General features: G+C 61.1%; 27 protein-coding genes. 17 read left to right on the top strand and 10 right to left on the bottom strand.

From position 1 onward, the window contains the following. Positions 1-48: 48 nt before the first annotated feature. Both ACX80B_RS07835 and ACX80B_RS07830 read left to right on the top strand, forming a co-directional pair. Positions 49-333, top strand: a complete 285-nt coding sequence (locus ACX80B_RS07835) for an ArsR/SmtB family transcription factor (RefSeq protein WP_459294798.1) — start codon at positions 49-51, stop codon at positions 331-333. Beyond that, a complete protein-coding gene (locus ACX80B_RS07830; protein WP_459294796.1) occupies positions 330-743 on the top strand; it encodes a VOC family protein in 414 nt (137 codons plus the stop codon). The genes ACX80B_RS07835 and ACX80B_RS07830 overlap by 4 nt, the downstream gene beginning before the upstream one ends. Before the next feature lie 3 nt (positions 744-746). On the opposite strand, the gene ACX80B_RS07825 is transcribed toward ACX80B_RS07830, so the two are convergent. Further along, positions 747-1,577, bottom strand: a complete 831-nt coding sequence (locus ACX80B_RS07825; RefSeq protein WP_459294794.1) for a VOC family protein — start codon at positions 1,575-1,577, stop codon at positions 747-749. A gap of 92 nt (positions 1,578-1,669) precedes the next feature. Here ACX80B_RS07825 and ACX80B_RS07820 point away from each other — a divergent pair, with 92 nt between their 5' ends. Further along, positions 1,670-2,197, top strand: a complete 528-nt coding sequence (locus tag ACX80B_RS07820) for a GNAT family N-acetyltransferase (RefSeq protein ID WP_459294792.1) — start codon at positions 1,670-1,672, stop codon at positions 2,195-2,197. Positions 2,198-2,280: 83 nt separating this feature from the next. Here ACX80B_RS07820 and ACX80B_RS07815 read toward each other — a convergent pair whose 3' ends face one another. The 3 genes from ACX80B_RS07815 to ACX80B_RS07805 all read right to left on the bottom strand — a co-directional run bounded on the left by ACX80B_RS07815 (position 2,281) and on the right by ACX80B_RS07805 (position 7,162). After that, positions 2,281-3,189, bottom strand: a complete 909-nt coding sequence (locus ACX80B_RS07815; RefSeq protein WP_459294790.1) for a hypothetical protein — start codon at positions 3,187-3,189, stop codon at positions 2,281-2,283. A gap of 71 nt (positions 3,190-3,260) precedes the next feature. Further along, positions 3,261-4,616 (bottom strand): MBL fold metallo-hydrolase, encoded by a 1,356-nt coding sequence (locus ACX80B_RS07810; protein WP_459294788.1) that lies wholly within the window; start codon positions 4,614-4,616, stop codon positions 3,261-3,263. An 89-nt stretch (positions 4,617-4,705) separates the two neighbouring features. Beyond that, the gene (locus ACX80B_RS07805; protein WP_459294966.1) at positions 4,706-7,162 is read right to left on the bottom strand and encodes a Tex family protein; all 2,457 of its coding nucleotides are present in this window, start codon (positions 7,160-7,162) and stop codon (positions 4,706-4,708) included. A 226-nt stretch (positions 7,163-7,388) separates the two neighbouring features. Between ACX80B_RS07805 and ACX80B_RS07800 the strand changes: the two genes are divergently transcribed. Next, a complete protein-coding gene (locus ACX80B_RS07800) occupies positions 7,389-7,841 on the top strand; it encodes a hypothetical protein (protein ID WP_459294786.1) in 453 nt (150 codons plus the stop codon). Positions 7,842-7,867: 26 nt separating this feature from the next. Further along, entirely contained in the window at positions 7,868-8,467 is a 600-nt protein-coding gene (locus ACX80B_RS07795; RefSeq protein WP_459294784.1) for a hypothetical protein, read from the top strand. 167 nt (positions 8,468-8,634) lie between these two features. On the opposite strand, the gene ACX80B_RS07790 is transcribed toward ACX80B_RS07795, so the two are convergent. Both ACX80B_RS07790 and ACX80B_RS07785 read right to left on the bottom strand, forming a co-directional pair. Further along, on the bottom strand, positions 8,635-9,738 hold the full coding sequence (locus tag ACX80B_RS07790; protein ID WP_459294782.1) for an LLM class flavin-dependent oxidoreductase: 1,104 nt from the start codon (positions 9,736-9,738) through the stop codon (positions 8,635-8,637). A 30-nt stretch (positions 9,739-9,768) separates the two neighbouring features. Beyond that, complete coding sequence (locus tag ACX80B_RS07785) at positions 9,769-10,536, bottom strand: MBL fold metallo-hydrolase (protein ID WP_459294780.1); 768 nt, start codon at positions 10,534-10,536, stop codon at positions 9,769-9,771. Positions 10,537-10,624: 88 nt separating this feature from the next. On the opposite strand from ACX80B_RS07785, the gene ACX80B_RS07780 reads away from it, so the two are divergent. The 11 genes from ACX80B_RS07780 to ACX80B_RS07730 all read left to right on the top strand — a co-directional run bounded on the left by ACX80B_RS07780 (position 10,625) and on the right by ACX80B_RS07730 (position 19,878). After that, on the top strand, positions 10,625-11,233 hold the full coding sequence (locus ACX80B_RS07780) for a CGNR zinc finger domain-containing protein (RefSeq protein WP_459294778.1): 609 nt from the start codon (positions 10,625-10,627) through the stop codon (positions 11,231-11,233). A gap of 148 nt (positions 11,234-11,381) precedes the next feature. Next, on the top strand, positions 11,382-11,588 hold the full coding sequence (locus ACX80B_RS07775; RefSeq protein ID WP_459294776.1) for a hypothetical protein: 207 nt from the start codon (positions 11,382-11,384) through the stop codon (positions 11,586-11,588). A gap of 376 nt (positions 11,589-11,964) precedes the next feature. Further along, on the top strand, positions 11,965-12,693 hold the full coding sequence (locus ACX80B_RS07770) for an IclR family transcriptional regulator (RefSeq protein WP_459294774.1): 729 nt from the start codon (positions 11,965-11,967) through the stop codon (positions 12,691-12,693). 128 nt (positions 12,694-12,821) lie between these two features. Next, positions 12,822-14,012, top strand: coding sequence for a 4-hydroxybenzoate 3-monooxygenase (locus ACX80B_RS07765; RefSeq protein ID WP_459294772.1), 1,191 nt, complete (start codon positions 12,822-12,824; stop codon positions 14,010-14,012). Between the two features lie 258 nt (positions 14,013-14,270). Beyond that, positions 14,271-14,582 carry a DUF6507 family protein gene (locus tag ACX80B_RS07760; RefSeq protein ID WP_459294964.1) on the top strand — a complete coding sequence of 104 codons (312 nt, stop codon included), beginning with the start codon at positions 14,271-14,273 and terminating at the stop codon, positions 14,580-14,582. Further along, positions 14,518-16,377, top strand: a complete 1,860-nt coding sequence (locus tag ACX80B_RS07755; protein ID WP_459294770.1) for an alpha/beta hydrolase — start codon at positions 14,518-14,520, stop codon at positions 16,375-16,377. Before ACX80B_RS07760 ends, ACX80B_RS07755 begins: the two co-directional genes overlap by 65 nt. 112 nt (positions 16,378-16,489) lie before the next feature. Next, complete coding sequence (locus ACX80B_RS07750) at positions 16,490-16,921, top strand: hypothetical protein (protein ID WP_459294768.1); 432 nt, start codon at positions 16,490-16,492, stop codon at positions 16,919-16,921. A gap of 548 nt (positions 16,922-17,469) precedes the next feature. Then, positions 17,470-17,898: a hypothetical protein gene (locus ACX80B_RS07745; protein WP_459294766.1), complete on the top strand. Its 429-nt coding sequence runs from the start codon at positions 17,470-17,472 to the stop codon at positions 17,896-17,898. Between the two features lie 490 nt (positions 17,899-18,388). After that, complete coding sequence (locus ACX80B_RS07740) at positions 18,389-18,643, top strand: AbrB/MazE/SpoVT family DNA-binding domain-containing protein (RefSeq protein WP_459294764.1); 255 nt, start codon at positions 18,389-18,391, stop codon at positions 18,641-18,643. After that, entirely contained in the window at positions 18,640-19,044 is a 405-nt protein-coding gene (locus ACX80B_RS07735; protein WP_459294762.1) for a PIN domain-containing protein, read from the top strand. The genes ACX80B_RS07740 and ACX80B_RS07735 overlap by 4 nt, the downstream gene beginning before the upstream one ends. A gap of 78 nt (positions 19,045-19,122) precedes the next feature. Further along, the gene (locus ACX80B_RS07730; RefSeq protein ID WP_459294760.1) at positions 19,123-19,878 is read left to right on the top strand and encodes an SCO6745 family protein; all 756 of its coding nucleotides are present in this window, start codon (positions 19,123-19,125) and stop codon (positions 19,876-19,878) included. Between the two features lie 57 nt (positions 19,879-19,935). On the opposite strand, the gene ACX80B_RS07725 is transcribed toward ACX80B_RS07730, so the two are convergent. Then, the gene (locus tag ACX80B_RS07725) at positions 19,936-20,697 is read right to left on the bottom strand and encodes an SDR family NAD(P)-dependent oxidoreductase (protein WP_459294758.1); all 762 of its coding nucleotides are present in this window, start codon (positions 20,695-20,697) and stop codon (positions 19,936-19,938) included. Between the two features lie 9 nt (positions 20,698-20,706). Next, on the bottom strand, positions 20,707-21,705 hold the full coding sequence (locus ACX80B_RS07720) for an acetamidase/formamidase family protein (protein ID WP_459294756.1): 999 nt from the start codon (positions 21,703-21,705) through the stop codon (positions 20,707-20,709). 229 nt (positions 21,706-21,934) lie between these two features. On the opposite strand from ACX80B_RS07720, the gene ACX80B_RS07715 reads away from it, so the two are divergent. Further along, complete coding sequence (locus ACX80B_RS07715) at positions 21,935-22,801, top strand: nuclease-related domain-containing protein (RefSeq protein ID WP_459294754.1); 867 nt, start codon at positions 21,935-21,937, stop codon at positions 22,799-22,801. Between the two features lie 91 nt (positions 22,802-22,892). Here the strand turns inward: ACX80B_RS07715 and ACX80B_RS07710 are convergent, their stop codons facing one another. Then, positions 22,893-23,738 carry an NAD(P)-dependent oxidoreductase gene (locus ACX80B_RS07710; RefSeq protein WP_459294752.1) on the bottom strand — a complete coding sequence of 282 codons (846 nt, stop codon included), beginning with the start codon at positions 23,736-23,738 and terminating at the stop codon, positions 22,893-22,895. Positions 23,739-24,327: 589 nt separating this feature from the next. Continuing rightward, positions 24,328-25,770, bottom strand: coding sequence for an Nramp family divalent metal transporter (locus ACX80B_RS07705; protein WP_459294750.1), 1,443 nt, complete (start codon positions 25,768-25,770; stop codon positions 24,328-24,330). Positions 25,771-25,832 lie beyond the last annotated feature (62 nt).

The following is a 25,832-nucleotide window of genomic DNA, read 5'->3' as shown; positions in this document are numbered from 1 at the left end:
TCAATCTACCTGTTGATATGCAAGCAGCTACTTGCATATAGTGGATCCATGGTCGATGTCTTCCGAGCTCTCGACGATGAGACGAGGCGCATCGTTCTCGACGAGTTGTCAGCGCGCGACGGCCAGACTCTGTTCGAGATCTGTTCCACCCTCGCGATGAGGCATGGCCTCAGCCTGACGCGTCAGGCCATCTCTCAACACCTCGGCGTGCTCGAGTCGGCCGGCCTCGTCGTGACGGAGCGACGCGGACGTTCCAAATTCCACTACTTCAACCCCGAGCCACTCGCCGTGATCACCGGGCGATGGCCCACCAGAAAGAGGACCGAACAATGAAGATTGCCCTGACGAGCGTATTCGTTAACGACCAGCGAGCAGCCCTCGCCTTCTACACCGAGGTGCTCGGCTTCACGAAACGCCACGACGTCCCTCTTGGTGAAAACTCCTGGCTCACCGTCGTTTCTCCCGAATCGCCTGACGGGCCGGAGCTGTTACTGGAGCCGTCGGACCACCCCGCCGTGAAGCCATATCGGGATGCTCTTGTCGAGGACGGCATACCACTCGCCCAATTCGCCGTCGAAAACCTCGAGGCCGAGCACGCCAGGCTGACGAGCAAAGGTGTGGTGTTCACTCAGCCGCCGACCGACATTGGCGTTGCTGTCGTCGCCGTCCTCGATGACACGTGCGGAAATCTCATTCAGCTCATTCAAGAGAAGCCGGAAGGCAACGACGTCGACGCCCGTTAATGCCTACTGCACCGGCGCCAGGACCTGGCTGACTGAGAATACGGCGCCCTGGGGATCCATGAGGACCGCGTTGATAAACTCCGGCGTTGCTGTCGGCGGCATTAAAACCTGGCCTCGGAGCTCGCGAGTCTTTGTTGCTGTTGCATCTGTGTCAGCGACCCGAAGATTTACGCCCCAATGCGGCGGTGTTTTGACTGGATCACTGCCGCCATCGATGCTGGTCATGACAGCGACGACATCCTCGGGAATGTCATGGCCGGGTTTGCCGCCGGCGTAGCCGGGCAAACGGAGAAAGGACACAGCTGAGCCGGACCCTCTCAGCTCCGCCTCCCACCCGAAGATGTCGCGGTAGAACTTACCTGCCGCGGCAGTGTCGGGTGTGTGCAGGGAGCTCATCATCCACATTCCGGGTTCATTGAGCAGTTCGGCGCCCGCTGTGCCGCTGCTATCGAGAAGTCCGAAAGCGGCGCCGGTCGGATCCATGAGCATCGCCCACTGGCCACCTGGCTCAGCCAGCGGTCCCAGCAACAATCTTCCGCCGGCACCGACCGCACCCTCGATGGCCTTCCCGATGTCCATAGTGCGGACGGAGGTACTCCACATCGGTGGAATAGGTTGATCGTCAGGTGCCGAAACCGACTTGATCCCGGCCACCTTCTGCCCGTTAAGCATGGCAGTGAAGTACTCGTCCTTCTGGCCGTTCAACTCTGCGCCCGCGTCACGGAACTCCCAACCGAATAATGGTCCGTAGAAATCCATGGCGGCTCGAGGATCAGGCTGTATTGTCTCCACCCAACAGGGCACCCCACTGGGATATCGGCTTCGCAGACTCATGATGCGCCTTTCCTCGGCTGACGCTGTTTGTGCTACTAGCATCTCAGAACTTTCCAGTAACAAGACCAGCCCAGACTGATAGGTTCGAATCCATGACGCACCCGGACGTAGTTATCAGGCCACCAGCCGAACAGGACGCTCGACGCCTGGCTGAGGTCCATATTGCGGCGTGGCGCGCTGCCTACCGGGGCGTGATGACAGATGAGTTTCTTGACGGATTGGACGCTGAGCGCAAGACCGAAATTTGGCTGAGTCGCATAATCGAGCCGCTAGAAGGGTTCGTGTGTCTCGTCGCTGACGCAGGTGGTGAAGTTGCCGGGTTTGTCATTGTTGGTCCGCCGGACGGGGATGCCGAGCCGGGCACCGGGAAACATTATGCGATAAACCTGCATCCAGACTTTTGGGCTCAGGGAATTGGAACTGCGCTGATCAAAGCGGCGGAAGATCAATTGGTTCAGCTTGGCTACAGCCGGGCTTTCTTATGGGTTGAACAAAACAACGATCGTGCCATCCGGTTCTACACCAGTCGTGGTTGGGAACATGATGGCGGAATCCAAAAAGACACGAGTTTCGACCCACCGGTGATGGAAAATCGCCACAGCCGGACTCTCCTCCGTTGAGAAACGAATTTTGAGGAGCGATGACAGTCGTCTTCCATTTCGATTCTCGACGCATGACAAGGATAGTTCTGTCCCCGCAGTCGTTACCCCGCAAAAGTGTTGTTGTAGTGCCATTGGAAATGTGCGGCAGTTCTACTGTTGTATCGTAGGCATTTGTTACCCGTAATAGCATCGAGAAGTGAGTCGAGTTCCGTGGAATCCGAATGTGATGTCCGTACAATCTCACCGGCTTCATTCACGGAAATCATGCCACGTTCATAGAAACTGTCACAGCCGACTAGGCAGATCAGCATCGCTACTGAAGTGAAGTCTTTCCGCTCGCTCTCCGTGCATGCCCACCGTGGCTTGATATGTCCAGCGACGAGCAAGTCATCCGGTAGCTCGCGATGGCATATCGCACATTGCGCGGCAGCCTCATTTAGTAAAACCGATCGCAGGTAGCGTTGCTCTAATCTCCTCTTGGCCAGACCGATCCTGTCAGTTTCAGTCAGTCCTATTCCGGAGAATGGTTCAAGATATTCATCTGCTGCTACTTCCGGGAGTGCAGAGATCTGCATGCCGGCCAGTCGAAGAAGTACTTCGGCGGAGCTCACTGGCAGAGGTGACAGGTATTGCCCCCGTTTCAATCCCCCGTTTTTATTTAGCGGACCGGCTCCACCAAACTCGATGAACGGCATGTCTGTGCGCCGATCGATCTGAAGGTTGGTCTTGAGTGGGCGCACCAAGACTAAGTATCCTTCATCATTTTCCGATCCAGTCTGATAGTCCTTATACGCCTCGGGCCGATACACAACAGTCGGTTCCGACACGACCTCGCTGACTGCCCTGATGTATCGTTCCTGGCAATGAAAAACGATGTCACCGGGTTTTGTGCTGGCTAATGCCGCGGAACCCGGACGACGTTTTCCTTGAGAATCAAAAAAGTTTGTCCATGGCGTTCCCTCCACCCGCCCGTAGTTGTCAGACTGTGTCGCCCACCAAAACTGCCTCACATCATGGCCCTTTCACCCAGCTCTTAACGCACCTCTACAAATTCACGATTCGGCGAGGATATCGCTACTGGCTAGGGCGTGACCAGCGGCATTCCGGCGTGTCCGGCGTCGTCGTACTTTGCGTCGATGTGGACCACCTCTTTGCCCGCGCGCTGCAGCAGACTGGCGCCGATACCGGCCCGGTAGCCCGAAGCGCAATGCACCCACAGCCGGCCCGGCGGAACGTCGCCCATCCGTGAAAGCAGGTCGTGGACGGGAATGTTGATGGCATCTCGAATGTGGGACGCTTCAAATTCGTCGGTGCGCCGCACGTCGAAGATAATCTCGTCGCCAGTGCTGCCGCGCGGTACCTCGCCCCAGCCGACCTGCCGGTAGCTGGTGGTTGGCGCTTTCGCCGCCCATTCGTGGGGCCCGATGCCCGTGGTCGCGTCGGGTGAATCAATGCCGATCCGGGACAGATCACGGATAGCGTTCGCCACGTCCTCATGTGAACCAAGCAGCGTCAGCTTGGTGTTCCACGGCAGTACCCAGCCCAGATAGCCCGTGAAGCTGGCACCGTGGCCGTATTCGAAGCTGACCGAACCGTCCAGGTGGTTCCCGGCGAAAGCCACCCGGTTGCGCAGATCGACGACCCACTCCCCGTCCTCGAGGCGGCGGGCGAGTTCACCGGCGTCGACCGATTCGGGCACCGTCAGATCCGCGGGCCCGGGGCCGTCGCTGTTCATCGGACTCATGTGCGCGTAGTAAGCGGGATAGGCGGTCAGGTTGGCGATCAGTTCAGACACGAAATGGTCCTCATCAGGGTCCGTCAGCGCGTGATTGCTCCGGGCCTGCTCCCCAATAGTGGACGTATCCGCACCGGAGGAAGGTCCGCTTGAGCAGAAAGAACCGAACCCGTGCGTCGGATACAACGGAGCGTCGTCGGAGGCCTCCGCAACGAGCCGTCGGGCCGACGCGTACTGGTCCCGGGTCAGCGTCTCAGTATCGTCGGGACCGAGCAAGTCCGTTCGGCCGACCGATCCGTACAGCAGGCTACCGCCGGAGAAAACCGCTTGCTCATTGCCGTCGCTGACAATGTAGGACAAGTGATTGTGGGTGTGCCCGGGCGTGGCCAAGGCCTTCACCGCCAGCGTCCCGATCTGGAACGTCTCGCCGTCGATGACGGGCGTCCGTTCATAGCTAACCTGATCTGCGGCGTTGACCAGGTAGGCCGCGCCATGCTCCTTGGCCAGCATCAGCCCGCCAGTGAGGTAGTCGTTGTGAATGTGCGTTTCGGCCACATGGGTAATCTTCACCCCCGCGTCCCGCACGGCGGCTTCGAGCCGGTCGGTATCGCGTTGCGGGTCAATCACCAGGGCATTCGTGCCGTCATGCACCAGGTAACTGTGGTCCCCCAACTGCGGGGTATCGATGGTAATGACTTCCATGCCGCCTCCGGTTTCAGCTTCTCCCGGATTGCCCGCTGATTCAAGCCTTCGGTCGAAGTGGAATCAGCCAATTTCCAATTACTACATCCCTACTTCCCCAGCCCGGCCTCACGCAGCGCTTGCGCCATGGCGCTTTCCGGTTGCTGTGGCTTCGGAGGGCGCCGGTCCGACGGCGGCCGCTGGCCCGGCGTCGGACGCTTCGATTCATTGCGTGGTTGTCCGCGGTTGGAATTCCCACCCTGGCGAGGCTGCCGGCCTTCGCTCTGCTTGCCGTTCGTGCTTTCACTTTTCCCATCGCCCGTTCCTGCCCTGCCCGGCGCTGGAGCATCGTCCTCCAACCGCAGGGTCAGCGAGATCCGCTTGCGGTCCGGATCGGCCTCGAGCACCTTCACCCGCACCACCTGCCCGGAGCGGACGACGTCATGCGGGTCCTGCACAAACTTGTTGGACATCGCCGAAATGTGCACCAGTCCGTCCTGGTGCACACCGACGTCCACGAAGGCACCGAACGCGGCGACGTTACTGACCGTGCCCTCCAGGATCATGCCGGGCCGCAGGTCGGAAATCTTCTCGATCCCCTCGGCGAACGACGCGGTGCTGAACTCCGGACGCGGGTCGCGGCCCGGCTTTTCCAGCTCAGCCAGAATGTCCCGCACGGTCGGCAGACCGAAAGTTTCGTCCACAAAGTCCTGCGGTGACAAGGCGGCGAGCGCACCCGTGCCGCGGACGGCGTCGGCCTTCTTTGCGCCGGCAGCCGTCAGGATGCGCCGCGCCACACCGTAGGCTTCTGGGTGCACGCTGGAGGCATCGAGCGCCTCCGCTCCCCCGCTGATCCGCAGGAATCCGGCACACTGCTCAAACGCCTTCGCCCCGAGCCGCGGCACCTTCTTCAGGTCTGAACGCTTGCCGAACCGGCCGTGCTCATCGCGGTGCGCCACAATATTCTCGCTCAGCAGCGGCCCGACGCCGGCCACCCGGGACAGCAGCGCCGGCGACGCAGTATTCACATCCACGCCGACGGAGTTCACGCAGTCCTCGATCACCGCGCCAAGGGACCGCTCCAGCTTCACCGGCGTCACATCGTGCTGGTACTGCCCGACGCCGATCGCCTTCGGATCGATCTTGACCAGTTCGGCCAGCGGATCCTGCAGCCGCCGCGCGATCGAGACCGCGCCGCGCAGCGACACGTCCATCCCGGGCAGTTCGGCCGAGGCGAGAGCCGACGCGGAGTAGACTGACGCGCCGGCTTCGGAAACCACCAGCTTGTCGATCTTCCGGTCCGGCAGGGACTTAATCAGTTCGGCGGCCAGCTTGTCAGTTTCGCGGCTCGCGGTGCCGTTGCCGATGGCGACGAGTTCGACATCGTACTTCTTCACCAGGGCGCCGAGGCTGGCGAGGGACTCATTCCACTTGTTCGCCGGCGCGTGCGGGTAGATGGTGTCGGTCGCGACGGCCTTGCCGGTTCCACCGACGACGGCGACCTTCACCCCGGTGCGCAGACCCGGGTCCAGCCCGAGCGTGGTGCGGTTCCCGGCCGGCGCGGCGAGGAGCACATCGCGCAGGTTCGCGGCGAAGACCTTGACGGCATCCTCTTCGGCATTCTGGACCAGGCGGACACGCAGATCCGTGACGAGACGCGCCAGGACCCGGGTGCGCCAGGCGAGCTGTGCACTCTGCAGAAGCCAGGCGTCGGCGGGACGTCCCCGGTCGGCGATTCCCAGCGAATGCGCGACGGCGTTCTCGTACCGTTTGCGGGCGGCGTCCAGAGCGTCTTTGTCCGCCGAGTCGGCCTCGGTGATGGCGAGCTCCAGCACCTCCTCCTTCTCTCCGCGCCACAACGCGAGGACCCGGTGCGACGGCAGCGAATGCGGCGGCTGTGCGAAGTCGAAATAGTCCTTGAACTTCTGCCCCTCGGCCTCCTTGCCCTTGCGGACCTGCGCGCGCAGCCGGCCGGTCTTCCACAACCGCTCCCGCAGCTCGGTGACCAGCTCAACGTCCTGCCCGGCGCGTTCGACGACGATGGACCGTGCTCCGGCGAGCGCATCTTCCGCGGTGGCAATGGAGTGCTCCGGGTTCAGGTACTTCACCGCTTCGGCTTCCGGATTCAGGTTGGGGTTTTGCAGCAGGCCGTCGGCGAGCGGCTCCAGACCGGCTTCGCGGGCAATCTGCGCCTTGGTCCGCCGCTTGGACTTATACGGAAGGTAGAGGTCCTCGAGCCGGGACTTGGTGTCGGCCTCCGTCACGGCTTTCTTCAGCTCATCGGTCAGCTTTCCCTGTTCGGCAATTGATTCCAGCACCGTCGCGCGGCGTTCCTCCAGCTCACGCAGATACCGCAGCCGCTCCTCGAGCTCACGGAGCTGGGTGTCGTCCAACGTCCCGGTGACCTCCTTGCGGTACCGGGCGATGAACGGCACGGTCGAGCCGCCGTCGAGCAATTCCACGGCAACCTTGACCTGCCAGGTCTGCACCCCCAGCTCAGCGGCAATCTTGGCGTAGATCTTCGCGTTGACGGCTTCCGGGTCGGTGGCGGACGGGGCGGGGGTCATCACAGCTTTACTCACCGGACCAGTTTAGGGTGCCGAAGCTGGGTGCGGGCACGTGGCCAAACCCGGCTTTCCATGCCCGAAATGGTTGTGCGGTTCGCCTCAGGAGTATTTCATCCCGATTTCGCCCCATTCGTGCTGCGAAACGGCCCGTTGTACTCCTCAGCGGAACGACGTCGGCCCGCCTCGACAGTTCACGCCGCCCGGCTCTGCACATAGTGTATGGATCATGACTAGTGACGCGGCGGACGGCCCCGACGCAAACCATCAGCGTCCCGGCGGCGTAACGGATGCAACGGTCGAAGCGCTCGGCAAGCTATCCGAAGCCTTCGAGGCGGTGGAGCACGCGCGCGGTTATCTGTACGGTTTCCACCGGCTGACGGGCACGGCGGACTTGGCCCTTGGAGAAGCGGTTGAGATGCTCCGCAAGGCAGGCCACACCGAGGTGGCAGAGCGGTTGGACCGGGAGATCGTGGGCCGGAACGTCATCGAGGGTCGGTGGACGTTCCAGATTATCGAGGACTACGACGACGGCTACTACGCGGAATTCAAGGCAGCGGAAAAGCGCGCCCGCGAGGAACTCGCTGATGGCAAACGCCATCTCTACGAAGCGGATATGAAGGAAGACCGCCGCACCCATGGGCGGCGGAATCACGAGGCGCTGCCGCCTGAAGGCCGGTAAGTATCGACGTCTGCAAGGGTAGCGCCATGGGTAACGACGCCGGCACCACCCCATCGCGCCCCAGCTCGCCAGTTCCCGTCCCGCCGGACGACTGGTTCGTCCTGCTCAACAGGATCGACGTCGAGGTGCGGCAGCTTCAGCAGAACCGCGCAAGGTGGGAAGAGTTGACCAGCACAGATCAACCGGCGGGCAAACCAGCCGAATGGGTCGGCGGGCTATACATCCGTACGCAGATGCTCGGCATCCGGCGCATGATCGACGGTGACCGGCGGGCAGGATCCTTCAAGCGGCTTCTGCACAAGATGACGGAAGCTACGCCGCGGCTTGCGCGCAGCTGGTTCCTTGAGAACGTTCCAGCAAAACGGGCCGTCGAGGCAGACGCGGTCTTCACGCGCCTCGCCGACCCATGGAAATCCGGCCACCTCGACTCGACCGTTACACGCGAGGACCTTCGAGCCCTGGAGACCGCCTGCACAGGCATCAAACGCTACGTGGATCAACACGTGACCCACGCTCAGCTGGACTCCGACGCCGGACTTCCCACCGCCGTCGAAGTTGACGCTGCGCTGAACATGCTTTCGGAACTGCTGGAGAAGTACTCGCTGCTCCTGAACCGTCCGGCTTAGTCGGGTCGCCGAGCCCACGCAACTGCTCGCATGGTTCGCCCGAGGAGTATTCCAGCCCGATTTCGGCCCGTTTTTGCAGGAAAACCGCCTGTTCTACTCCCCAGCCGAACGTTGATCCGCTCGTTGACCATCCCACGCCTGAGAAATGACGTTGAGATCCACCACGCCTAAGCGGAAACTGCCAGACTGTCAGCGTTCAACGCCCCGGGTGTCGGCATGCCGTAGGCGTCGGCGATCAGCTCGGTGGAGCGGTACTGCGCCTCGAGCGAGTGCGCCACCGGCAAGAGCATGATCTCGTCGGCCTTGGCTTGGTCCTGCAGCCGGCCGATTTCCGCAGTCACCTGTTCGGGGGTGCCGTGCATGATGCGGTCGGTCCAGCTGTCGAGGATTTCGCGTTCCTGGAGGCTCGGATCGTAGGATTCGACGGCCTCCGGGGTCGGAACGAGATAGGACCTGCCCTGCATCATCCGCAGCATGCTGAACGCGAAGGTGCGGGCCTGGCGGCGGGCCTCGTGCCCGTCCTCGCAGGCCATGGTGCCAATGCTGATGGCCGCATACGGTTCCGACAAAACATCCGAGGGGCGGAAGGACCGCCGGTACAGCTCGAGTGCAGGAGCAGCGTTCTCGCCGCCGAACTGGTGGGCGAACGCGTACGGGCGGCCCAGCTGGCCGGCGAGCTGGGCGGAGAAGCCCGAGGAGCCGAGCAACCATACCGACGGGCCGGCCGGCATTTCGGCGACCCCATGTTCCCGGTTCTGCCACGGTCCGGGCACCGCATGAACGGACCTGTATGGGTGGCCGTCGGGGAAGTCGTCGTTGAGGAAGCCAAGCAGTTCCTGTACCTGCTGCGGGAAGTCTTCGCCGGACCCGTGATCGCGTCGCAGGGCCGCGGCGGTCTGGTGGTCGGTGCCGGGAGCCCTGCCCAGGCCCAGGTCGATCCGACCCGGGGCGAGAGCATCGAGCATGCCAAACTGTTCCGCGATCACCAACGGAGCGTGGTTGGGCAGCATGACACCGCCGGAGCCGAGCCGGATCCGCTCGGTATGAGCGCTTAGCCGAGCCAATATGACCGCCGGGGACGACGTCGAGACACTGGGCATGGAGTGGTGCTCGGCCACCCAGAAGCGGGTGAATCCGCGCCGGTCAGCCAGTTCGGCCAACCGGATCATTGAGGCAAGGGAGTCGGATGCCGTGTATCCAGTGCCAGTCATTGCGCTGTCGACGATGGACAGCGGCGCGGGGGCTGAGCCGAAGCGGGTTCCGGGGGTCATGGGGTTACCGGTCTTTCTCTTGGGTGACAGTTAGTTCAGCTGCAGGCGGTCGGAGATTCCGGCTGCCTCGAACGCGGCTACGAGCTCCTCACGGCCCTCAGTGAAGTGCTTCCAACTATCCACGTGAGCCGGCACCACGCGTCGGGCACCGAGGATTCCGGCCACTTCCGCAGCTCGTGTTCCGTCGACGGTGAGCAGCGCGCCGTCGAACATTGGGGTGCGGACGGCGCCGGCGAAGATGACCGCGGTGTCGACCGTGCCGAAGCGGTCGGCGATTTCGCGCACGACGTCAACCGAAGCGTTGTCGCCGCTGACGTAGACGGTTGGCAGGTCTTCGGCGGTGAGCATGAAACCGATGACCTCGCCCACAAACGGTTCGCTGCCTTCGGGGCCATGCAGGGCGGGCATGCCGGTTACCGTGACGTTGCCACCTCCCGGGCGGTCAAGCTCGACCGAATCCCAGGGGGCCAAGGCGCGGGCATTGCCAGCGAGCCGGCCGGCTCCGCTGGGTGTCGTCAGCGTAAGGGGCACATCTGCCAGGAACGCGCGCCCGGAAGAGTCGAGGTTATCGGCGTGTTCGTCGTGGGACAGCAGGACGGCATCCACCGTACCCAGGTCCGCCGGGTCGATGGACGATGGAGCAGTCTTCGAAAGCGTAAGGTCACCCAGCTGATAATCGCCAGGACCATCAAAGGTGGGGTCAGTCAAGAAACGCAGACCGCCGTACTCGATGAGTGCGGTGGGACCGCCGAACACGCGGACGGGGACCTGCTCGTTTGCGGCATTAATATTGGACACGGAAGATACCTCACGGAAACTAGACTGTTTATACATGAGATAGTCTAAGTGTTTCTCACGTGAAAAGACAACCTGTACCATGAGAGGTATGACCGGTTACCCTCTGCCCCCAGCTCCTGGTACTGCTGAGCATGTATCGCTGGACTTCGCGAACAGCGCCGTAGCCCTGCCCGGCGCCCGGATCATCGACGTACTGGATACCCCCGCCGACGCAACCGAATGGCTCATTGAACGGGATCTCGCCCCTGCCGATGCGCAGCTGTGGGATGTGTGCGTGAACCGTCTGCATAAACTCCGCACCCACACTCGCGCACTGCTCGCGGCCCGCGCGGATGATCAGGCGCCTGGAGAGACCGACCTGCAGGCCGTGAACGAGGCCATGACCAAGGTCCCAAGCGCCTCGCTGCTGCACTGGAGCGACGGCGAAGGCCTACAACGCGTAGCGGAACATCCGGCAACGCAGGTTGTCGAACATGCCATGGCAGGTCTCGCCGCGGACCTTGCCGACCTTTTGACCGGACCCGACGCCGGCATTCTCTCCGCATGCAGCGCACCGTCCTGCAATCGCTACATGCTGCGCACCCACGCGCGGCGACACTGGTGCTCGACCCGTTGCGGCGACCGCGTGCGCGCCGCACGAGCCTATGCCCGCCGAAACACCGCCCCGCGAAGCAAGGAGACGGCTGCGGCGAACTGACTCCCTTGGCAACTCTTCACCGGTGCGCGTGGTCTTCGCCGATCCTGAGGGAAAACGAGTTGTGCATTCTCCGCAGTGACTCGGAAATCCGTCGATCAGCCGGTATCCAGAAGGCCAGCTTGCGACAGCTTCATGCAAGAGTGGCAACATGAGATTCTTGGCAATTCTGCTGGCTGCTGTAGGAGCCTCGTGGTTAGTCACCTTCACCGGCGAAGCCATATGGGAGGAAGATTTTCCAACCGGACTCGTCGGTGGTGCAGCAGCAGGTCTGGCCGCGGTAGTAGCCCTTCGCATTTTGGACCGTTGGGATGACAATCGGCTCAAGGAAGATCGGAACCGGCGCAATGAGGGGTAACGGAATCAAGCTACGGTCCCTTAGCCATTCGCGCAGGACCATGTCCAAGTCCGAGCTGACCCGCCCCATTGTCCGGGTCCGACGGCGGCTGTATTCTGGCGCTGGACCCGCCGCCTGGTCGGCACTCGTCTGAAAGGCATCCGAAATGACGATTCCAGAGCCACCACCAGAACCGAATCCGGACCCCACGCAACCGGCACCTGGCGAGCCACCGGCACCACCACCAGAACCGGGGCCGTTCCCCGGCCCCGGGGAGCCGCCCAGACCGGGACCCGAACCCGAGCCGAAGCCCGAGCGTTAGTCTTCCCATACCGGCCCACTCAGTGCTTGTGTGTGAGGCCACAGGCGGCGCTGGAGGATAAGCAATAATCGAGGCATGGCCAACTCCCCCTCCGGAGACTCAATGATCCGCCGGCTGATGCGGATCATCTCGTCGTTCGACCATGGTAAACCCGCCATGAGCGTCGCCCTACTGGCCAAACGCGCCGATATCCCACTGGCCACCACACATCGGCTGGTCAACGAACTGGTGGACGAAGGCGTGCTCCGCCGTGAACCGGGCGGCCAAATCCGGCTCGGCTTGCGGCTGTGGGAATTGGCCAGCCGCAGCTCGGAAGTGCTGTCACTGAGGCAGGCAGCGATGCCTTTCATGGAAGACGTCCAGGCGGTCATCCGCCAGCACACCCAGCTCGCCATACTGCAGGACGACGAGGTGCTGTTCGTCGAGCGGCTCTCCAGCAGGGATTCGGTCGTCAACGAGGCGAAGGTGGCAGGCAGATTGCCGGTCCACGTCTCGTCGTCGGGCATGGTCCTGCTGGCCCATTCACCGCCGCCGGTGCAGGAAGCGTACCTGAAGCGGAACGCCGAAGCGGTCGACGCCGGACAGTTGCGCCGCGACCTGGCCGGTGTCCGCCAGTCCGGATATGCGGCGCTGGCGGGTTATGTCGTCGCCGACACCAGCGGGATCGCAGTCCCTGTACTGGGGCGGGGGCAGGAAGTTATCGCGGCCCTCGGAGTCGTCGTCGCTGCCGGAGAAGAAAACATTCCGGCCACCGTACCGGCGTTGATGACGGCGGCCCGTGGCATCGCCCGCGCCGTCGCGTGAGAATAGTGAAGAGAAGTACGACGGCGACGGTTGGCTTTCGCATTCAATGAGAATGCCGCTCGCGCGGGCTTGTGCTTGTCCTCACACTGATGGAGTAAGGCTCGTAATTCTTAGAGGAGAACCCGCTGGTGGAACGCAGAATCGTCAAGACGCAGGTCGGCATCGTCGGTGCAGGTCCGGCCGGGCTCATGCTCTCCCACCTGCTCTACACCTCGGGGATCGACTCGACCGTGGTTGAAGTGCGCAGCCACGAGACCATTCGAACCACCCAACGGGCCGGCATCCTCGAACACGGCAGCGTCAATATGCTCGTTGACTCGGGCGTCTCGGATCGCGTGCTGCGCGAGGGCCACCGGCATGACGGCATTGAGCTTCGTTTCAATGGACAGAACCACCGCATTGACTTCCACAATCTGGTCGGCGAATCCGTATGGCTCTACCCGCAGAATGAGGTATTTGTGGACCTCTCAGAAGCACGTGACCGCACCGGCGGCGACGTCCGCTACAGCTCATCGGACACCAGCGTGCTGGATTTGGAAACCGACACCCCCAAGGTCCGCTTCACCGACGCCGACGGGCAGCCCTGGGAACTTCACTGCGAGGTGGTTGTCGGTTCGGACGGCTCCGGAGGTATCTGCAAGAAGAGCATCCCGGCCGAACACCGCAAGGACTACTTCATCCAGTACCCCTTTGCCTGGTTCGGCATCCTCGCCGAAGCACCGCCCAGCGCACCCGAACTCATCTACGCACACTCCGACCGCGGGTTCGCTCTGATCAGTCAGCGCACGGAGAAGATCCAGCGCATGTACTTCCAGTGCGATCCCAACGAGGATGCCTCCAAGTGGACGGAGGAGATGATCTGGGAGGAACTGCAAAGCCGCATGGAGGGCCAGGACGGTTTCCAGCTCAAGACTGGCCGGATCTTCGAACAGATGGTGCTGCCCTTCCGCAGTTACGTCTGCGAACCCATGCGTTACGGCAACATGTTCCTCGCTGGCGACGCCTCCCACACCGTCCCGCCCACCGGCGCCAAAGGGCTGAACCTGGCCCTGGCGGACGTGAAGGTCCTGCACGAGGGGCTGGAGTCGTACTTCAATTCCAAGAACGCTGAGCTGCTCAATGCTTACAGTGACCGGGCGTTGCAACGAGTCTGGAAGGCACAGAACTTCTCCTACTGGATGACCAGCATGCTGCACCAACACCCGGACAGCTCTCCGTTCGAGAACAAGCGCCAGCTCGGCGAGCTGTCCTCCGTCGTCTCATCCCGCGCCGGCTCCAGCTACCTAGCCGAGGCCTACACCGGCTGGCCCCTGAAGTAGACCCTCCGGCGAAGCGGCGCCGCTTGGTTTCGTCCCAGCAAGTTTTACTGCTTGGACGAACGACCAGCTGCGTAACACGTGGACGAATTTTGGTTCTATCCACTCTTCCGATGAAATGGATGGGGAAGTTCGGTCTCACAACAACAGGGAATCCATGGTCAGGTACAGCATCGACACCGCTGCGGTGTCCGGCATTGTTGCTGGCGTTGATGGTGAGCTCTCCGAGGCGGAAAGCGCTGACCGGACGGCTCAAGCGGCATTCGATACCGTGGAATCAGCCTTGCGGCCAGCACCGTCCGTGAGTCATTTACCGGATTCGCCACTTCGGTGGTAATGGCCGATGTGAAGGCGGCCATGTTCGGCGCGGCCAACGCCATCGGCGCCACCCGCGAGGCGACAACCGCTTACGCGTCCGGCGATGCGCAGATGGCCACTGCCGCGTCCAGGCAGCCTCCCACAGCAGTGCCTCGGAGACAACGATGGCGCCCTCTTCAGCCACTGTGCGGTGGCAGTGAGTATGGCGGTCGATGTCTCCGCCACGGCCAACCTTCCCGATGGTTCCGCGATTAGTGACGCCGCCGCTGGATTGGCCAAATGGGGCGACGGGCTCGCCGACACGTTCGAAGCCGCCCGTGGCCAATGGAACCAGCTGACCGGCTTGTACCAGGCCCCGGAGCAGGAAATCGTACTCTCGGCACTGGACCGCGCGGAACAGATCGCCACCGCGGTTCGCGACACCACAGCCACCGCGGCCAAAGCACTGCAGGTCTTCGCCACCGAGGTGAGCAGCATCCAAGCCGCCCACACCCAGCTGGCCGCTGACGCCGCAGCATTGCAGGCAGAGGCCGACGACGACGGCGGTCTTGGCCTCCGTCCGGCGCAGGAAGATCTGAGATTCAACGTCGCGGAGCGGGAGTTACAGGACCGGGCTGACCGGCTGGCCGAACGCTACCGCACCATCCAGGACGATTGTTCCAGGACCCTCGGCGCGTTCGAGCGCTCCTCAACCGATGTGCCCCTCCACTATTCGAACGAAGTAGACGGCGGCGGCGAGGCATTCGAAGTCGCCGGCGGGACGGCACTATTCCACCGTCTGCAGACCGGGGCGGGAACGGATCCGGCGGCCGGTTTCGATAAATACCTGGCCTTCCTCGCCGGGCTAAGCGCAAGTCAGTTGGACCGCTTCGTCGCCAGCAACCCGGCAGCCGCCTTGACCACGCCATTGCGGGCGGCCGGACACGATCCCATAGCAAACCGGACATGGTGGAACGATCTGAACCAAGACGCCAGGGAACGACTGAGCCAGCAACTGCCCTCACTGGTAGGTAACCTCGAAGGCATCGACTACGACACCCGCTCCGCAGCCAACGCCACCGCCCTGGCCCTCGCCGTCAGCCACCCCTTCACCACTAAGAAACAACGGAACGCGCACAAGAGCATCGAACGAAGTATCCAGTCTTCGGACAAAGGCCGCGGACAGCGAAGTCTGATCTCATTTGACGCCTCTGATCCGCCACTGGCCGCCGTAGCCATCGGAGATGTGGATACAGCCAACTATGTAACCTTCAATGTGCCTGGCATGGGTTCGCACACGGGCGATATGACCGGCTGGACGGAGGCGTCGCAGAATATCTACGACGAACAAACCAGGATCGCCCCCGGCTTGGATCAGGCCGTAGTGGCGTGGGTTGGCTATGAGCCACCGGAAATGTTCGCGTGGGGCAAGTATGACGTTTTCGCTATGGAGCATGCCGAAACCGGGGCGAAGCGCCTGTCGGCGGCTCTCGACGGTTTCCACACCGCCCGCACCGCGAACGGGGATATGCCCTTCACATCCGTTACCGCGCATTCCTACGGGACCACGACGGCGGCCAACGCGTTGGCCAGAACGAGCTTCCAACTTGATACCGCTGTGTTCTACGGCTCGGCCGGCATCGACCCCGACCTCGTCCCCAAAGCCAAGGACATGCACGTAACCACCAACCCGGATGGGGACCCCGAGGTATATGCCACACAAGCGGCTGGAGAAACCATCGCACCGTTGGGGATCGCCGGATCCCACCTGCTCAGTGATGACAACCGGATCAGCCCAACCGACGGCCACTTTGGGGCAAAGGTCTTCAGCTCCGAGGGCGCCAATGGGCTGGCCCCAACCACCGGACACAGCGTCATCGGGGAAGGCGAGAATCTCGTCTTCTGGCACACTGACGAAGGCGGCGGATACCTCGATGATAATACCCAAAGCCTATTCAGCATCGGCAGGATTATCACTGGGCAGGCCGAAGAGGTCAAGACCACCGAAGCGGACGTGACCCACCGGATTAATGAAGAAATCCTAGAGAGCGGTCTACGCTATGTCGACTGAACGGCGACACACCCACCGTGACCGATCGACGTGGGTGTTTGGCGCTCTTGCGGTGATACTGATGCTTGCCCTTGGGTTGACCGCGTGTGGGCTGGGAACGAAGGAGTACACCGTGGGAAACAAACCACCGACGACGGTCGTCAAGAATATGCATGACGTAACCAGCCAAATCGTGGAAATTCACGGCGGCGACTGGACCTACAACGACGGAACAACACCGTGGAAAAAGGAAGCCACCGAAGGCTACAACTCCCAAACTACTTGTCCGGAGGAAGATGCCTCCCGATTCGAAGTCTCCCTGGTTGGACCACCCGTGGACAGCCCCGAAGATGCCGTCGCCAAGGTCAAAACCCATTTCAAAGACGAGGACTTCACCGTCACCAACCGATTCAGCGGGACAGTCAAGAACGGCAAAGTGATCGTCTTCTCCATGGGTACTGATGACGGTACAGCGTTCGTATATCAACCTGGAACGCGCGCCAGCGGACTGCTCGTTAAGAGCGAGTGTTCGACCCACTCGGACATGGACCAAACCACCAAATAGTCACGCGCATGTTTATGCCCGGTCACCGCCGCCTGCCCAGCACCCTTGGCGCCGCGATGGTGACATTGCTCGCCCTCATTCTGGCCGCTTGCGGGCCATCTTCGAAGGAGGACGCTGTGAGTAACAAGCCACCGACCGAACTGGTCACCGAATTCCACAAGCTGGCCGGCCAACTCGTGGACCTCCACGGCGGTCAATGGACCTACGGCGACGGAACAACCATATGGGAGAAGGACCGAACCGACGGGTACAACGCCCAACCGTGCCAGATGGAAGGGCGCCCAAAAGTTCCGCTTGGCGATTGTTGGCCCGCCCGTGGACAGCCCCGAAGACGCGGTCGCCAAGATCAACCGGGCTAATTATCGAGAGCGAGTGCTCGACCCATCCCGAGATCGACAAAACCACCAAGTAACTTGCCCATGCCCAGCCAAAACCGGAAACGAAACCGCCCCCAACGCGGCCGTGCATCACGTTCAGCAGCCGTCGCCCTGCTGCTGGCGTTCATGCTGGCTCTTGCCGGGTGTGGCATCAATGCAAAGGAGCGGCCCGTGGACTTGAAACCGCCGGAACAACTATTGCAGGACATGCTCGGAATCAGTCAGACCTTTATCGACCTGCACGGTGGCCAATGGAAATATGGGATTGGCCAGCCTTGGGACCCGGAGCGGACGAAAGGCTATCGGGGAACCTCCTGCGCCACCGATCCAGACTCTCTGCAATACAAAATGTCCGTCGACGGCCCGCCAGTCAATGACCCTGAAGCCGCGATGGCGAACATCAAGGAGTATTTCACCAAACGTGACTTCCGAGTCAGCAACCGGTTCAAATCGGAATTTAAAGGAGACTGGTACATCGTCTTTTCCATGATCAACGACGAGGGCGCCTCCTTCGTCTACCAACCCGGCACCCATGGCACCCAGATCGTCGTCGAAAGCGGATGCTCCACCGACCCAACCATGAACGACGTCACCGAATAAGCCTTGCACCCATGTACCCAAAGCATTGAACGCCTGTCCGCTCGGTGACTTCCCGGCACAAGCCATCAAGTAGTCCTCGCTGTACGTCGCTAGCCGTTGGCTTCCAGAGCTTGTCGCTGCGGGACGAGATTGACGGATGCGACGGCGGCGAGCGCTCGGGCCATCGCACTGCCCGGTCCGGTGAAGAGGTAATCGTGGACGCGGGCACCGCAGACGCGGAGGGTTTCCTCGAAAGTGAGTGAGTCCCGTCAATGATCGCGCAGATCTCTTCGATATCGACCGACCCACGACGCCGGCGGAACCGCGGATGAGGCGGTTGCCCTGGCCCACAACACTGAGTTCGGGCTGGGCGGGATCGCCAGAAATATAACCCGATCCCCCGCAGGGTGGCCGGCTGACCCAGCCGCCGGCTCTCGGCCTTTGTGGTAGCGCAAAAGTTGGCCGTCACTTACATCTGTCCATGCGTCTTTCGTCAAGTAAAATGTAAGACATGAAGACCATCTTGACGATCAGCAGCAAGGGACAGTTGACTCTCCCCTCGGCTGTGCGCAAGAGTATGGGTCTGAAGAAGGGCGACCGCCTCGAGGCATCGTTCGATGAGGACCAGCAACGGATCACCATCACACCCATTGCCCCAATTGCCGAACTCAGCGCGCGCGTTTCAAGCTATGCCAAACGCTCCAAGCCGGTGACTGACGTTGATTCCTATTACCAGGCGCATCGAACCGAAGAACCCGCTCCGTGACAGTCTCCGGCTCATTGGATGCGAATATCCTGCTGCGCCTGCTCTTGGACGATGTGCCCCACCAGCATGCAGCGGCCATGAAGTTGCTGGCGGAGGGCGGCGAGTTCGCTGTCTCCGACACTGCCTTGATTGAGGTGAACTTTGTTTTGGGCCGCGCCTATGGACTTACCCGTCATCAGCAGGACGAGGCCATCATGGGACTGCTGCAGCAACCGCAAATCATCGGAAGCATCGATGTGTTCGCCGTTGCATTTGACCTCTATTGCGCCCATCCAAAACTATCCTTCGAGGACTGCTATCTCGTTTCCCAAACCGCTGCGAAGGGCAACGAACCACTTTGGACGTTTGATAAGAAGCTGGCAAGCCAAACGCGGGCACAACTGCTCGGCTCCAGAGCATGACCGAACACTGCTGGAAGATCAGCAAGACCTGCCAACATCCCACATCTACGGCCTTCATCCGGTTGAAAGGACATCAACATGGAACATCTCGAGAGCGCCCGTCTGACCCGGGACACCATCGTCTCCCTGGGCGGCGCCTTCATGACCTCACCTCAGCTGGCAGCTGAGGAATCCAAGCTCGGCCAGCAAAAACACAGTTTGTATTTCCGCGGACGTTCAGCGGTACTTGGCGATCCTCCAGCCGTCGTGATCACAGCCGTCTTCGGCCTATTTCCCGAAAGTCTGGTCACCTTGATGCTGGAGCGCTCAGACCTGCCTGCAGACGAAGCCATCCAGGCATACAGTCGTAGCTGTGCCGCGTGGGGAAGCGCGAAATTGGAATCCGTGGAGGCACCCGGGGAAGCTGCGGATCTGCTTCTCCGGATTGTCGACCACGCTGATCTCACGGCGCTCCCGCTCGCCGCCGGTTGGCGCATGCAGCAACGCCCCGACGACGACGTCGAGCGCCTCGCCCACGCCCTGATGCTGGCCCGCGAGATTCGCGGAGGATTCCACTTTGCGGCGTTACGGACCTGCGGCCTTGGCGTCGCCGAAGCCACGGTCGCCCATCCCCACGGTGGCCGCGAGCGTCTGCTTCGTACCGGATGGCGCCCCGATGACGCAGACGAAGTGATCAGGAAGGCCGAATCCCGCTCCGACCTAAGACATCGCTGGCAAGAGGCCGAGGATCTCACTGATGAAATGTTTGCCGAAACGATGAAGGTCCTCGATCAAACGGAGACGATCCGTCTCACGGACTTGTTAGTCGGGTACCGGGCTCAGTTACAAAGCTGATCAGAGATGCGCTCTTGACACTTATGGAAATGGCGTCGAGGGCTACCGACGCCCGTTCTAGAACTGGATCCCGCGGGACAGACCGCCGTCGACCAGGAAGTTCGCGCCAGTGGTCCGGCTGGACAATGGACTGGCAAGGAACACCACAGTCTGGGCAACCTCCTCAGGTCTTCCCATCCGCGGAGTCAGGTTCAGTGCCAGGGCTTCTTTGAAAGCTTCGGGGTCGCTCTGCTCGATGCTCTGCCAGACCCCGCCATCATGATAAGTATTGCCCGGAGAGACCGTGTTGGCGCGGATACCTTTCTCCGCCAGCTGGAACGCAAGACCCGCCATGTAGGCAATGATGGCGGTCTTCACGGTGCCGTAGGGTCCGGAGGCGAAGTCGACCTCCCGGCCGGAGACGCTTGAGATGCCGATGATAGAGGCGGCCTTGCTCTGTTCAAGATACGGCATTGCGGCCTTGACCAAACGGACTGTGCCCATCAGATCCACCTGGAGGGAAGCCTCCCAGTTCTCGTCCGTATCCGGGATGGCCAACGCACTGACATTGCTGACCACAATGTCGATCCCGCCGAAGTCTTCGGCTGCAGCGGGCACCCAGCCTGCGACGTCGTCGGCGTTCCCCATGTCCATCACGGTCCCGGTTACCCTGCCGCCGCTGTCCGCCAATGCCGCTTCCGTTGCCTTAACCTCGTCGGCGTCCCGGGCGCAGAAACCCACGTTGGCCCCTTCCGCCGCGAACGTCTCCACGATCGCCCGTCCGATGCCCTTGGTGCCTCCAGTGACCAAAGCCGTCAACCCACCGAGCTGTAGATCCATATCCGTCTCCTATAGTCGGGCTGCGCGGTTCCGCAGCTCAGCGTGCATGCCGTCAAATGCCTGTGCCGCGGGAAATAGTGACTTCGCTGCTTTCACCACCACGCTGTAGTTGGCATCCACGGCATTGGCTACGGGCGCCAGGGCTGTCTGCGTGAGCAACTGGTAGGCGTCCATCGGATGCAGGCCGAAAAGGTCTCCAAACCATCGGATCAACTCCACCTGCCCGATACGCCAGGAATCTTCCATCGGACGCGAGGAACCGACCACCATCCAATGCCGGTCAGTCTCCAGCCGCGGCCAAGCCGGCGCTCCACCCTTGATCAGCTCCACAATGATGGTTGACGTCATAGCACCTTCGACGGCGGTGCCACAGGCTTCGCCCTCGCCCTGCCGATAGTGCCCATCACCGATGGAAAAGAGCGCACCCTCAACGTTCACTCCGAGGTAGACGGTAGTGCCGGCCTTGACCTCCGGAGAGTCCATATTGCCGCCAAACCGCTCGGGCACCAGGGACGAACGGACCTCGCCTCCGGGCGGTGCGACGCCGATGGTGCCCAGCATCGGTTCCAAGGGAAGAGCCACCTCGAAATCACCAAACCGTGCCTGGAAACCTACAGTCTGCCGTTCCGTATCCAGGTGATAGATCCAAGTCGTATCGGGCAGGGATTCCTGCAGGAATACGGTCCGGTCGGTGCTGGTCAGTCCGCCGAAGAAGGGAATGGTCGCCGAAGCGCCCCAATTACGGGCCGGAGTCAGATCCACGATATGAACCGCCAGCGTATCCCCCGGCTCCGCACCCTCCACAAAAAACGGTCCGGTCTGCGGGTTAACGAAGCGAAGGTCCACCTTCTCGGACGAAATGTCCTCAACGGACGTGAGGGCGTGGTTGAAGGCGTCCTCGGACCACAGCTTGAGCACGGTCCCGGGCCGGACAGTCATCACTGGCGCTGCGCCGCCGAAGGTATAGGCCAACTGCTCCCGTGTGGGTGTGAATTCTACGAGCCCCATGAATGGATGCTATGCGGGTGGCAGGTTGCTGACAAGGGAGAGTCCGATCGGCCCTGTGTCCGTGCTCTAGCCTTTCTAAGCCGGAAGGGTCTGCGAACGGTAGCGTAGAGATCCTGCGAACGGTAGCGTAACCAGTTACGTGCGGGAGATTCTCCTCTTCCGCCTCCGTCTCGGCCGGGCATAAACCATCAGCTCCCCACTGGCGCGGACACCAGGATTTCTTATCACCGTGACCAATGAGAACAACGAAAACGAAAATGGGGGAATTTCGATGACAATGGACGGCGCACAGACGGGCTCATCGGCGGATTCCGTGCCGCCCTTGCCTCGCGGCCAGTTAAGCGACCGGATACCGGGACAATCGGTCATGCACCAACTGCTGCTGGCCCATTTGCAGGACACACCAAGGTCGAGAATCAGTCGCATCTTTGGTGCGCGCCTGTTGGGAGCGGACAGTCTTTCCTGGTACTGGGGCGCACTGGGAGAAGTCGCGGTAGGCGGTGTGCTCGATCGATTGGGACCGGAATGGACAGTCCTGCACGCTGTCCCCGTCGGCCGGGGGAATTCGGATATCGATCACGTGGTCATCGGACCAACTGGTGTCTTCACGCTCAACTCCAAGAGCCATACGGGTCAAGCGGTCTGGAGCGCGAAGAACATCCTTATGATCGCCGGGAAGAAGCAGCGCCATATCTACAACGCGGAATTCGAGGCGAACCGTGCCGCTAAACTGCTGTCCTCGGCATTCGGCCGGCCTGTCTACGTCAATGGTGCAGTCGTCATCGTCGGCGCCAAGAGCGTCACCGTCAAAGAAAATCATCCCCGGATTGCGGTCGTCACCCAGCATCAACTGCTGCGTTGGCTGACACGACGGCCCACAGTGCTCAATCCGCACCAGATCGAAGCGATTTCCGCAGCCGCCGTCCAGCCTCGCACTTGGCACCAGAATCCGGCTTTGGGCAACACCTCCGCTATCGCAGCGGACTTCGCCACGCTGAAAGGCCTGATAGACCAAGCCCGACGACGACGGATCAGCTGGTTCCTCGGCACAGTGGCCGCAGTGGTTGGTACGGCGTCGGGTATTCTTCCAATTTGATTGGTGAGCTGGCGGACTCTATCGAGAACCCATGCAAAGCATGACCGTGTGCCACCTGCAGTGCGAAGATTGAGTGCAAGATGCAAATGAACTAGCGCCTGCGCGCAGCCCGATCAACCCGGTCCCCGAATACTTGGGCAAGCAAATCCGTTACCGGAACCTCCAGGGACTGGCTCCGCGCTACGTTCGCTGCCTTCTCAAGATCCTTGTGCCAGGGCCGGTGGGACGGTTCAACGCCTGCGTCGTCATATGCTTGAGCAGTCTCATCGAAGAATCCCCAGTTTCGAGCTGCCCAGCAGTCAGCAGTACCCCCTGACAATGCCTCAAGCAATACCGTCCGGTCAACGTCATAAGAATCGGCAAGAGCAACGGCTTCCTGCAAGGCAGCCTGGGCACCGAAAAATACCATTTGATTGGCCAGTTTTGCACTCTGGCCGGCACCGATGCCGCCCAATAGGAAGACCTGTCCGAGTTCCTCAAGAAGGTGCCGACATTGGTCTATGTGCTCGTCGTCGCCACCCACCATCAGTGCCAGTTCTCCCATAAGGGCGCGCTCCGCACCGCCACTGACCGGTGCGTCCACCAGTGAGCAGCCGATGTCTCGGAGTGGAACGGCCACCTCTCGAACGGCATCCGGTCCGATAGTTGCCATCATTACGACGACATCGGGCGGGGAATCTGCGGATGTAATCCCCTCGGGACCGGAAATGACATTTGCCGCTTGATCGGCAGTACTCACCAGGACGAGGACTACATCCGCTTGCTCCGCCAGATTGCGCACAGAAGAAGCCGGCCTCACCCCTTCGGCTGCAGCGAGATTCGCCGCGTTGATGTCGAACCCGTGCACCGCCACGTCCGCCTCTACCAGCCTTCGCGCTACGGCAAGTCCAAGATTTCCCAGGCCCACGACCCCTACCCGAAGGTCAGACGCGCTCATCGATTCTCCATGAGAGGGTTGGCGAAGTCATCCAGATTGAAGTGCATCAGTCCTCCAAAAAAATTGTGCTTCCTCAACTACTTGTTCACGGGACCAGGCATCCAGGACCCGGAATAGGGAACGGCCCCTCACGGCGCAACTGATCCGTTTGGGGCCGTTCCGCATTGGTTCTTCTCAGTTGGCAGCTCTGGACACTTTCGGAAGGGTACTGCCCAAGCGATCAGCGGATTGGTTCGACTTCCGCATCCGGTATACCGAATACACCGAGAGCGCGGCGACCACCAGCGACATCGGCGGAAATACAAACACTCCGACGACGCTGAGGACCATTCCACCTAACGCTATGTAGCGCCATCCGCGGGCATTGCGATGATGCTCGTGCTGCGCCTCCAACATTTCACCGGATGAGGGAGCACTCTTCGGTCTGCGTGCCGCAGCCCTTGGGAACCCAAGTCCGACGACGAGGAATACCAACGAAAGCACCGCTAAAACACTTGCTATTACGTACGACTGTTCTGTGAAATTCACTGACGCAAGCAACATCAGACAGACCGATGCAAAAATGGAACCGGGTCGCATGCTGGCCTCCTTAGGCGAATAGTTCCCAGATCGAAATAAGACCCAGGACGATGAGCAACAAACCTGACAGGATGACCCACCAGCGGCTTGCCGTGGAGAGTCGGAGCTGCTTGGGGACTACCCGGTGCTCGGCATAGACGACAGCCAGGCAGAAAACCCCTGACATGAAGAGGCCACCTAATATGGACGCCGGTGTAACGATAACGATAAACGAAGCGCCTGACCACACCAAGAGTAGTGCCACAATCAGCATGTACGAATACATGTAGGGGCGAACCGCACGCTGGCCGGCTAGCCGGATCCTCTTCGAAACCGGCGCAAGGCTCTCGTAAACGGTGTGGCTGTACATTTCCCAAAACGCATACAGGGAACCAAAGAATGCGAAGAACACGCCAACGTAATAGAGGTAGGCGAACCCGGGAGCTATATCAGACAGGAAACCAGCCTGATACGTCAATGTATCGTTCCCGGAGGGTACGGTTTGATTCTCGAACAACAGATTAGCGCCATTGATCATAAACATCATCGCAAAGAGGACAATTGCCGAGAAGTTGAGAATAAGATCGCCGAGCGGCGCGCGCGCCCATGCACGCGACTTCTCGACCTCATCGGGAGATGTTGCGATTGGAAGCTGCTGTCCCTTATCAATGTTCGAATATATCTCGCTGAGATCCTTCACGTCGCGGTGTCCCAGCAGGCCCCACTTCTTCTCCCGCATCATCCCTGCGTAGGCAATGTAGTCGTAGGTGCCGCCGCCGACTGCGCCGAGATAGGTGCCGATTTCCAACCAGATGGAGCGATCGGCGATCTCCGGGTAGTCAATGTTGAGCCATCCTGCGTACTCCGGGACATTTGGAACCAGTCCACCGAGAGCACCGAACCAATCAGGCTGCAGGACGATCACGCTAATGGCGACGGCCAGAAGCATGAACGACACAATTAACGTTTGAGCTTTCTCGAGGAATTTGTATCCACCGACCCACGCAAGGACAAAGGAAACGACAATCAGTACAGTCGCCCATACTTGTCCATTCCCAATAGTGGCGCTGCCAATAAGGTCGCCGATGGCTAATCCGAGCCCACTCACCCAGGAGGGCACCACCAGGATAGAGGCGAGCCCGAATACCAGCGGAAACCATCCCTTTGGACCGGGGAAAACGGTCGCCCATCGCGTCATCGGATGCTCGCCCGTGACTACGGTGTAGCGGTTCATTGAATAAGCAAGCGCCGCTTTACTAATTGCGGCGACGATAAAGACCCAGATCAGTCCGTAGGCGAATATCGCTCCGCCACGGGCTGCGAAAATCATTTCGCCGCTTCCGATATTCGCTGAGGCAAGGATGGCACCTGGCCCCAGGAAGGCGGCCGCGGTCACGATCGTTAGGCGTCGCCTAAGTCTCGCCGGCGGTTCCGGATAAGTTAGTTCCAGTGTCGATTTTTCGTTCTGGGTCATTGCGTTCCCTTTCGTGAGACGACCGCAGCGTCGAGGTGTGTCCCCGAAATTTGGATGTGGCA

It is taken from the genome of Arthrobacter monumenti (genome assembly GCF_054511255.1).
This window is presented reverse-complemented; position numbering and strand designations above follow the sequence as displayed.

Excerpts from the sequence above, each read along its gene's own strand:
- ACX80B_RS07805 (WP_459294966.1), bottom strand. The coding sequence starts at position 7,162 with ATGACCCCCGCCCCGTCCGCCACCGACCCGGAAGCCGTCAACGCGAAG.
- ACX80B_RS07705 (WP_459294750.1), bottom strand. The coding sequence starts at position 25,770 with ATGACCCAGAACGAAAAATCGACACTGGAACTAACTTATCCGGAACCG.
- ACX80B_RS07810 (WP_459294788.1), bottom strand. The coding sequence starts at position 4,616 with ATGGAAGTCATTACCATCGATACCCCGCAGTTGGGGGACCACAGTTAC.
- ACX80B_RS07740 (WP_459294764.1), top strand. The coding sequence starts at position 18,389 with ATGAAGACCATCTTGACGATCAGCAGCAAGGGACAGTTGACTCTCCCC.
- ACX80B_RS07825 (WP_459294794.1), bottom strand. The coding sequence starts at position 1,577 with ATGAGTCTGCGAAGCCGATATCCCAGTGGGGTGCCCTGTTGGGTGGAG.
- ACX80B_RS07795 (WP_459294784.1), top strand. The coding sequence starts at position 7,868 with ATGGGTAACGACGCCGGCACCACCCCATCGCGCCCCAGCTCGCCAGTT.
- ACX80B_RS07835 (WP_459294798.1), top strand. The coding sequence starts at position 49 with ATGGTCGATGTCTTCCGAGCTCTCGACGATGAGACGAGGCGCATCGTT.
- ACX80B_RS07780 (WP_459294778.1), top strand. The coding sequence starts at position 10,625 with ATGACCGGTTACCCTCTGCCCCCAGCTCCTGGTACTGCTGAGCATGTA.
- ACX80B_RS07775 (WP_459294776.1), top strand. The coding sequence starts at position 11,382 with ATGAGATTCTTGGCAATTCTGCTGGCTGCTGTAGGAGCCTCGTGGTTA.
- ACX80B_RS07725 (WP_459294758.1), bottom strand. The coding sequence starts at position 20,697 with ATGGATCTACAGCTCGGTGGGTTGACGGCTTTGGTCACTGGAGGCACC.
- ACX80B_RS07770 (WP_459294774.1), top strand. The coding sequence starts at position 11,965 with ATGGCCAACTCCCCCTCCGGAGACTCAATGATCCGCCGGCTGATGCGG.
- ACX80B_RS07830 (WP_459294796.1), top strand. The coding sequence starts at position 330 with ATGAAGATTGCCCTGACGAGCGTATTCGTTAACGACCAGCGAGCAGCC.
- ACX80B_RS07800 (WP_459294786.1), top strand. The coding sequence starts at position 7,389 with ATGACTAGTGACGCGGCGGACGGCCCCGACGCAAACCATCAGCGTCCC.
- ACX80B_RS07720 (WP_459294756.1), bottom strand. The coding sequence starts at position 21,705 with ATGGGGCTCGTAGAATTCACACCCACACGGGAGCAGTTGGCCTATACC.
- ACX80B_RS07710 (WP_459294752.1), bottom strand. The coding sequence starts at position 23,738 with ATGAGCGCGTCTGACCTTCGGGTAGGGGTCGTGGGCCTGGGAAATCTT.
- ACX80B_RS07730 (WP_459294760.1), top strand. The coding sequence starts at position 19,123 with ATGGAACATCTCGAGAGCGCCCGTCTGACCCGGGACACCATCGTCTCC.
- ACX80B_RS07820 (WP_459294792.1), top strand. The coding sequence starts at position 1,670 with ATGACGCACCCGGACGTAGTTATCAGGCCACCAGCCGAACAGGACGCT.
- ACX80B_RS07790 (WP_459294782.1), bottom strand. The coding sequence starts at position 9,738 with ATGACCCCCGGAACCCGCTTCGGCTCAGCCCCCGCGCCGCTGTCCATC.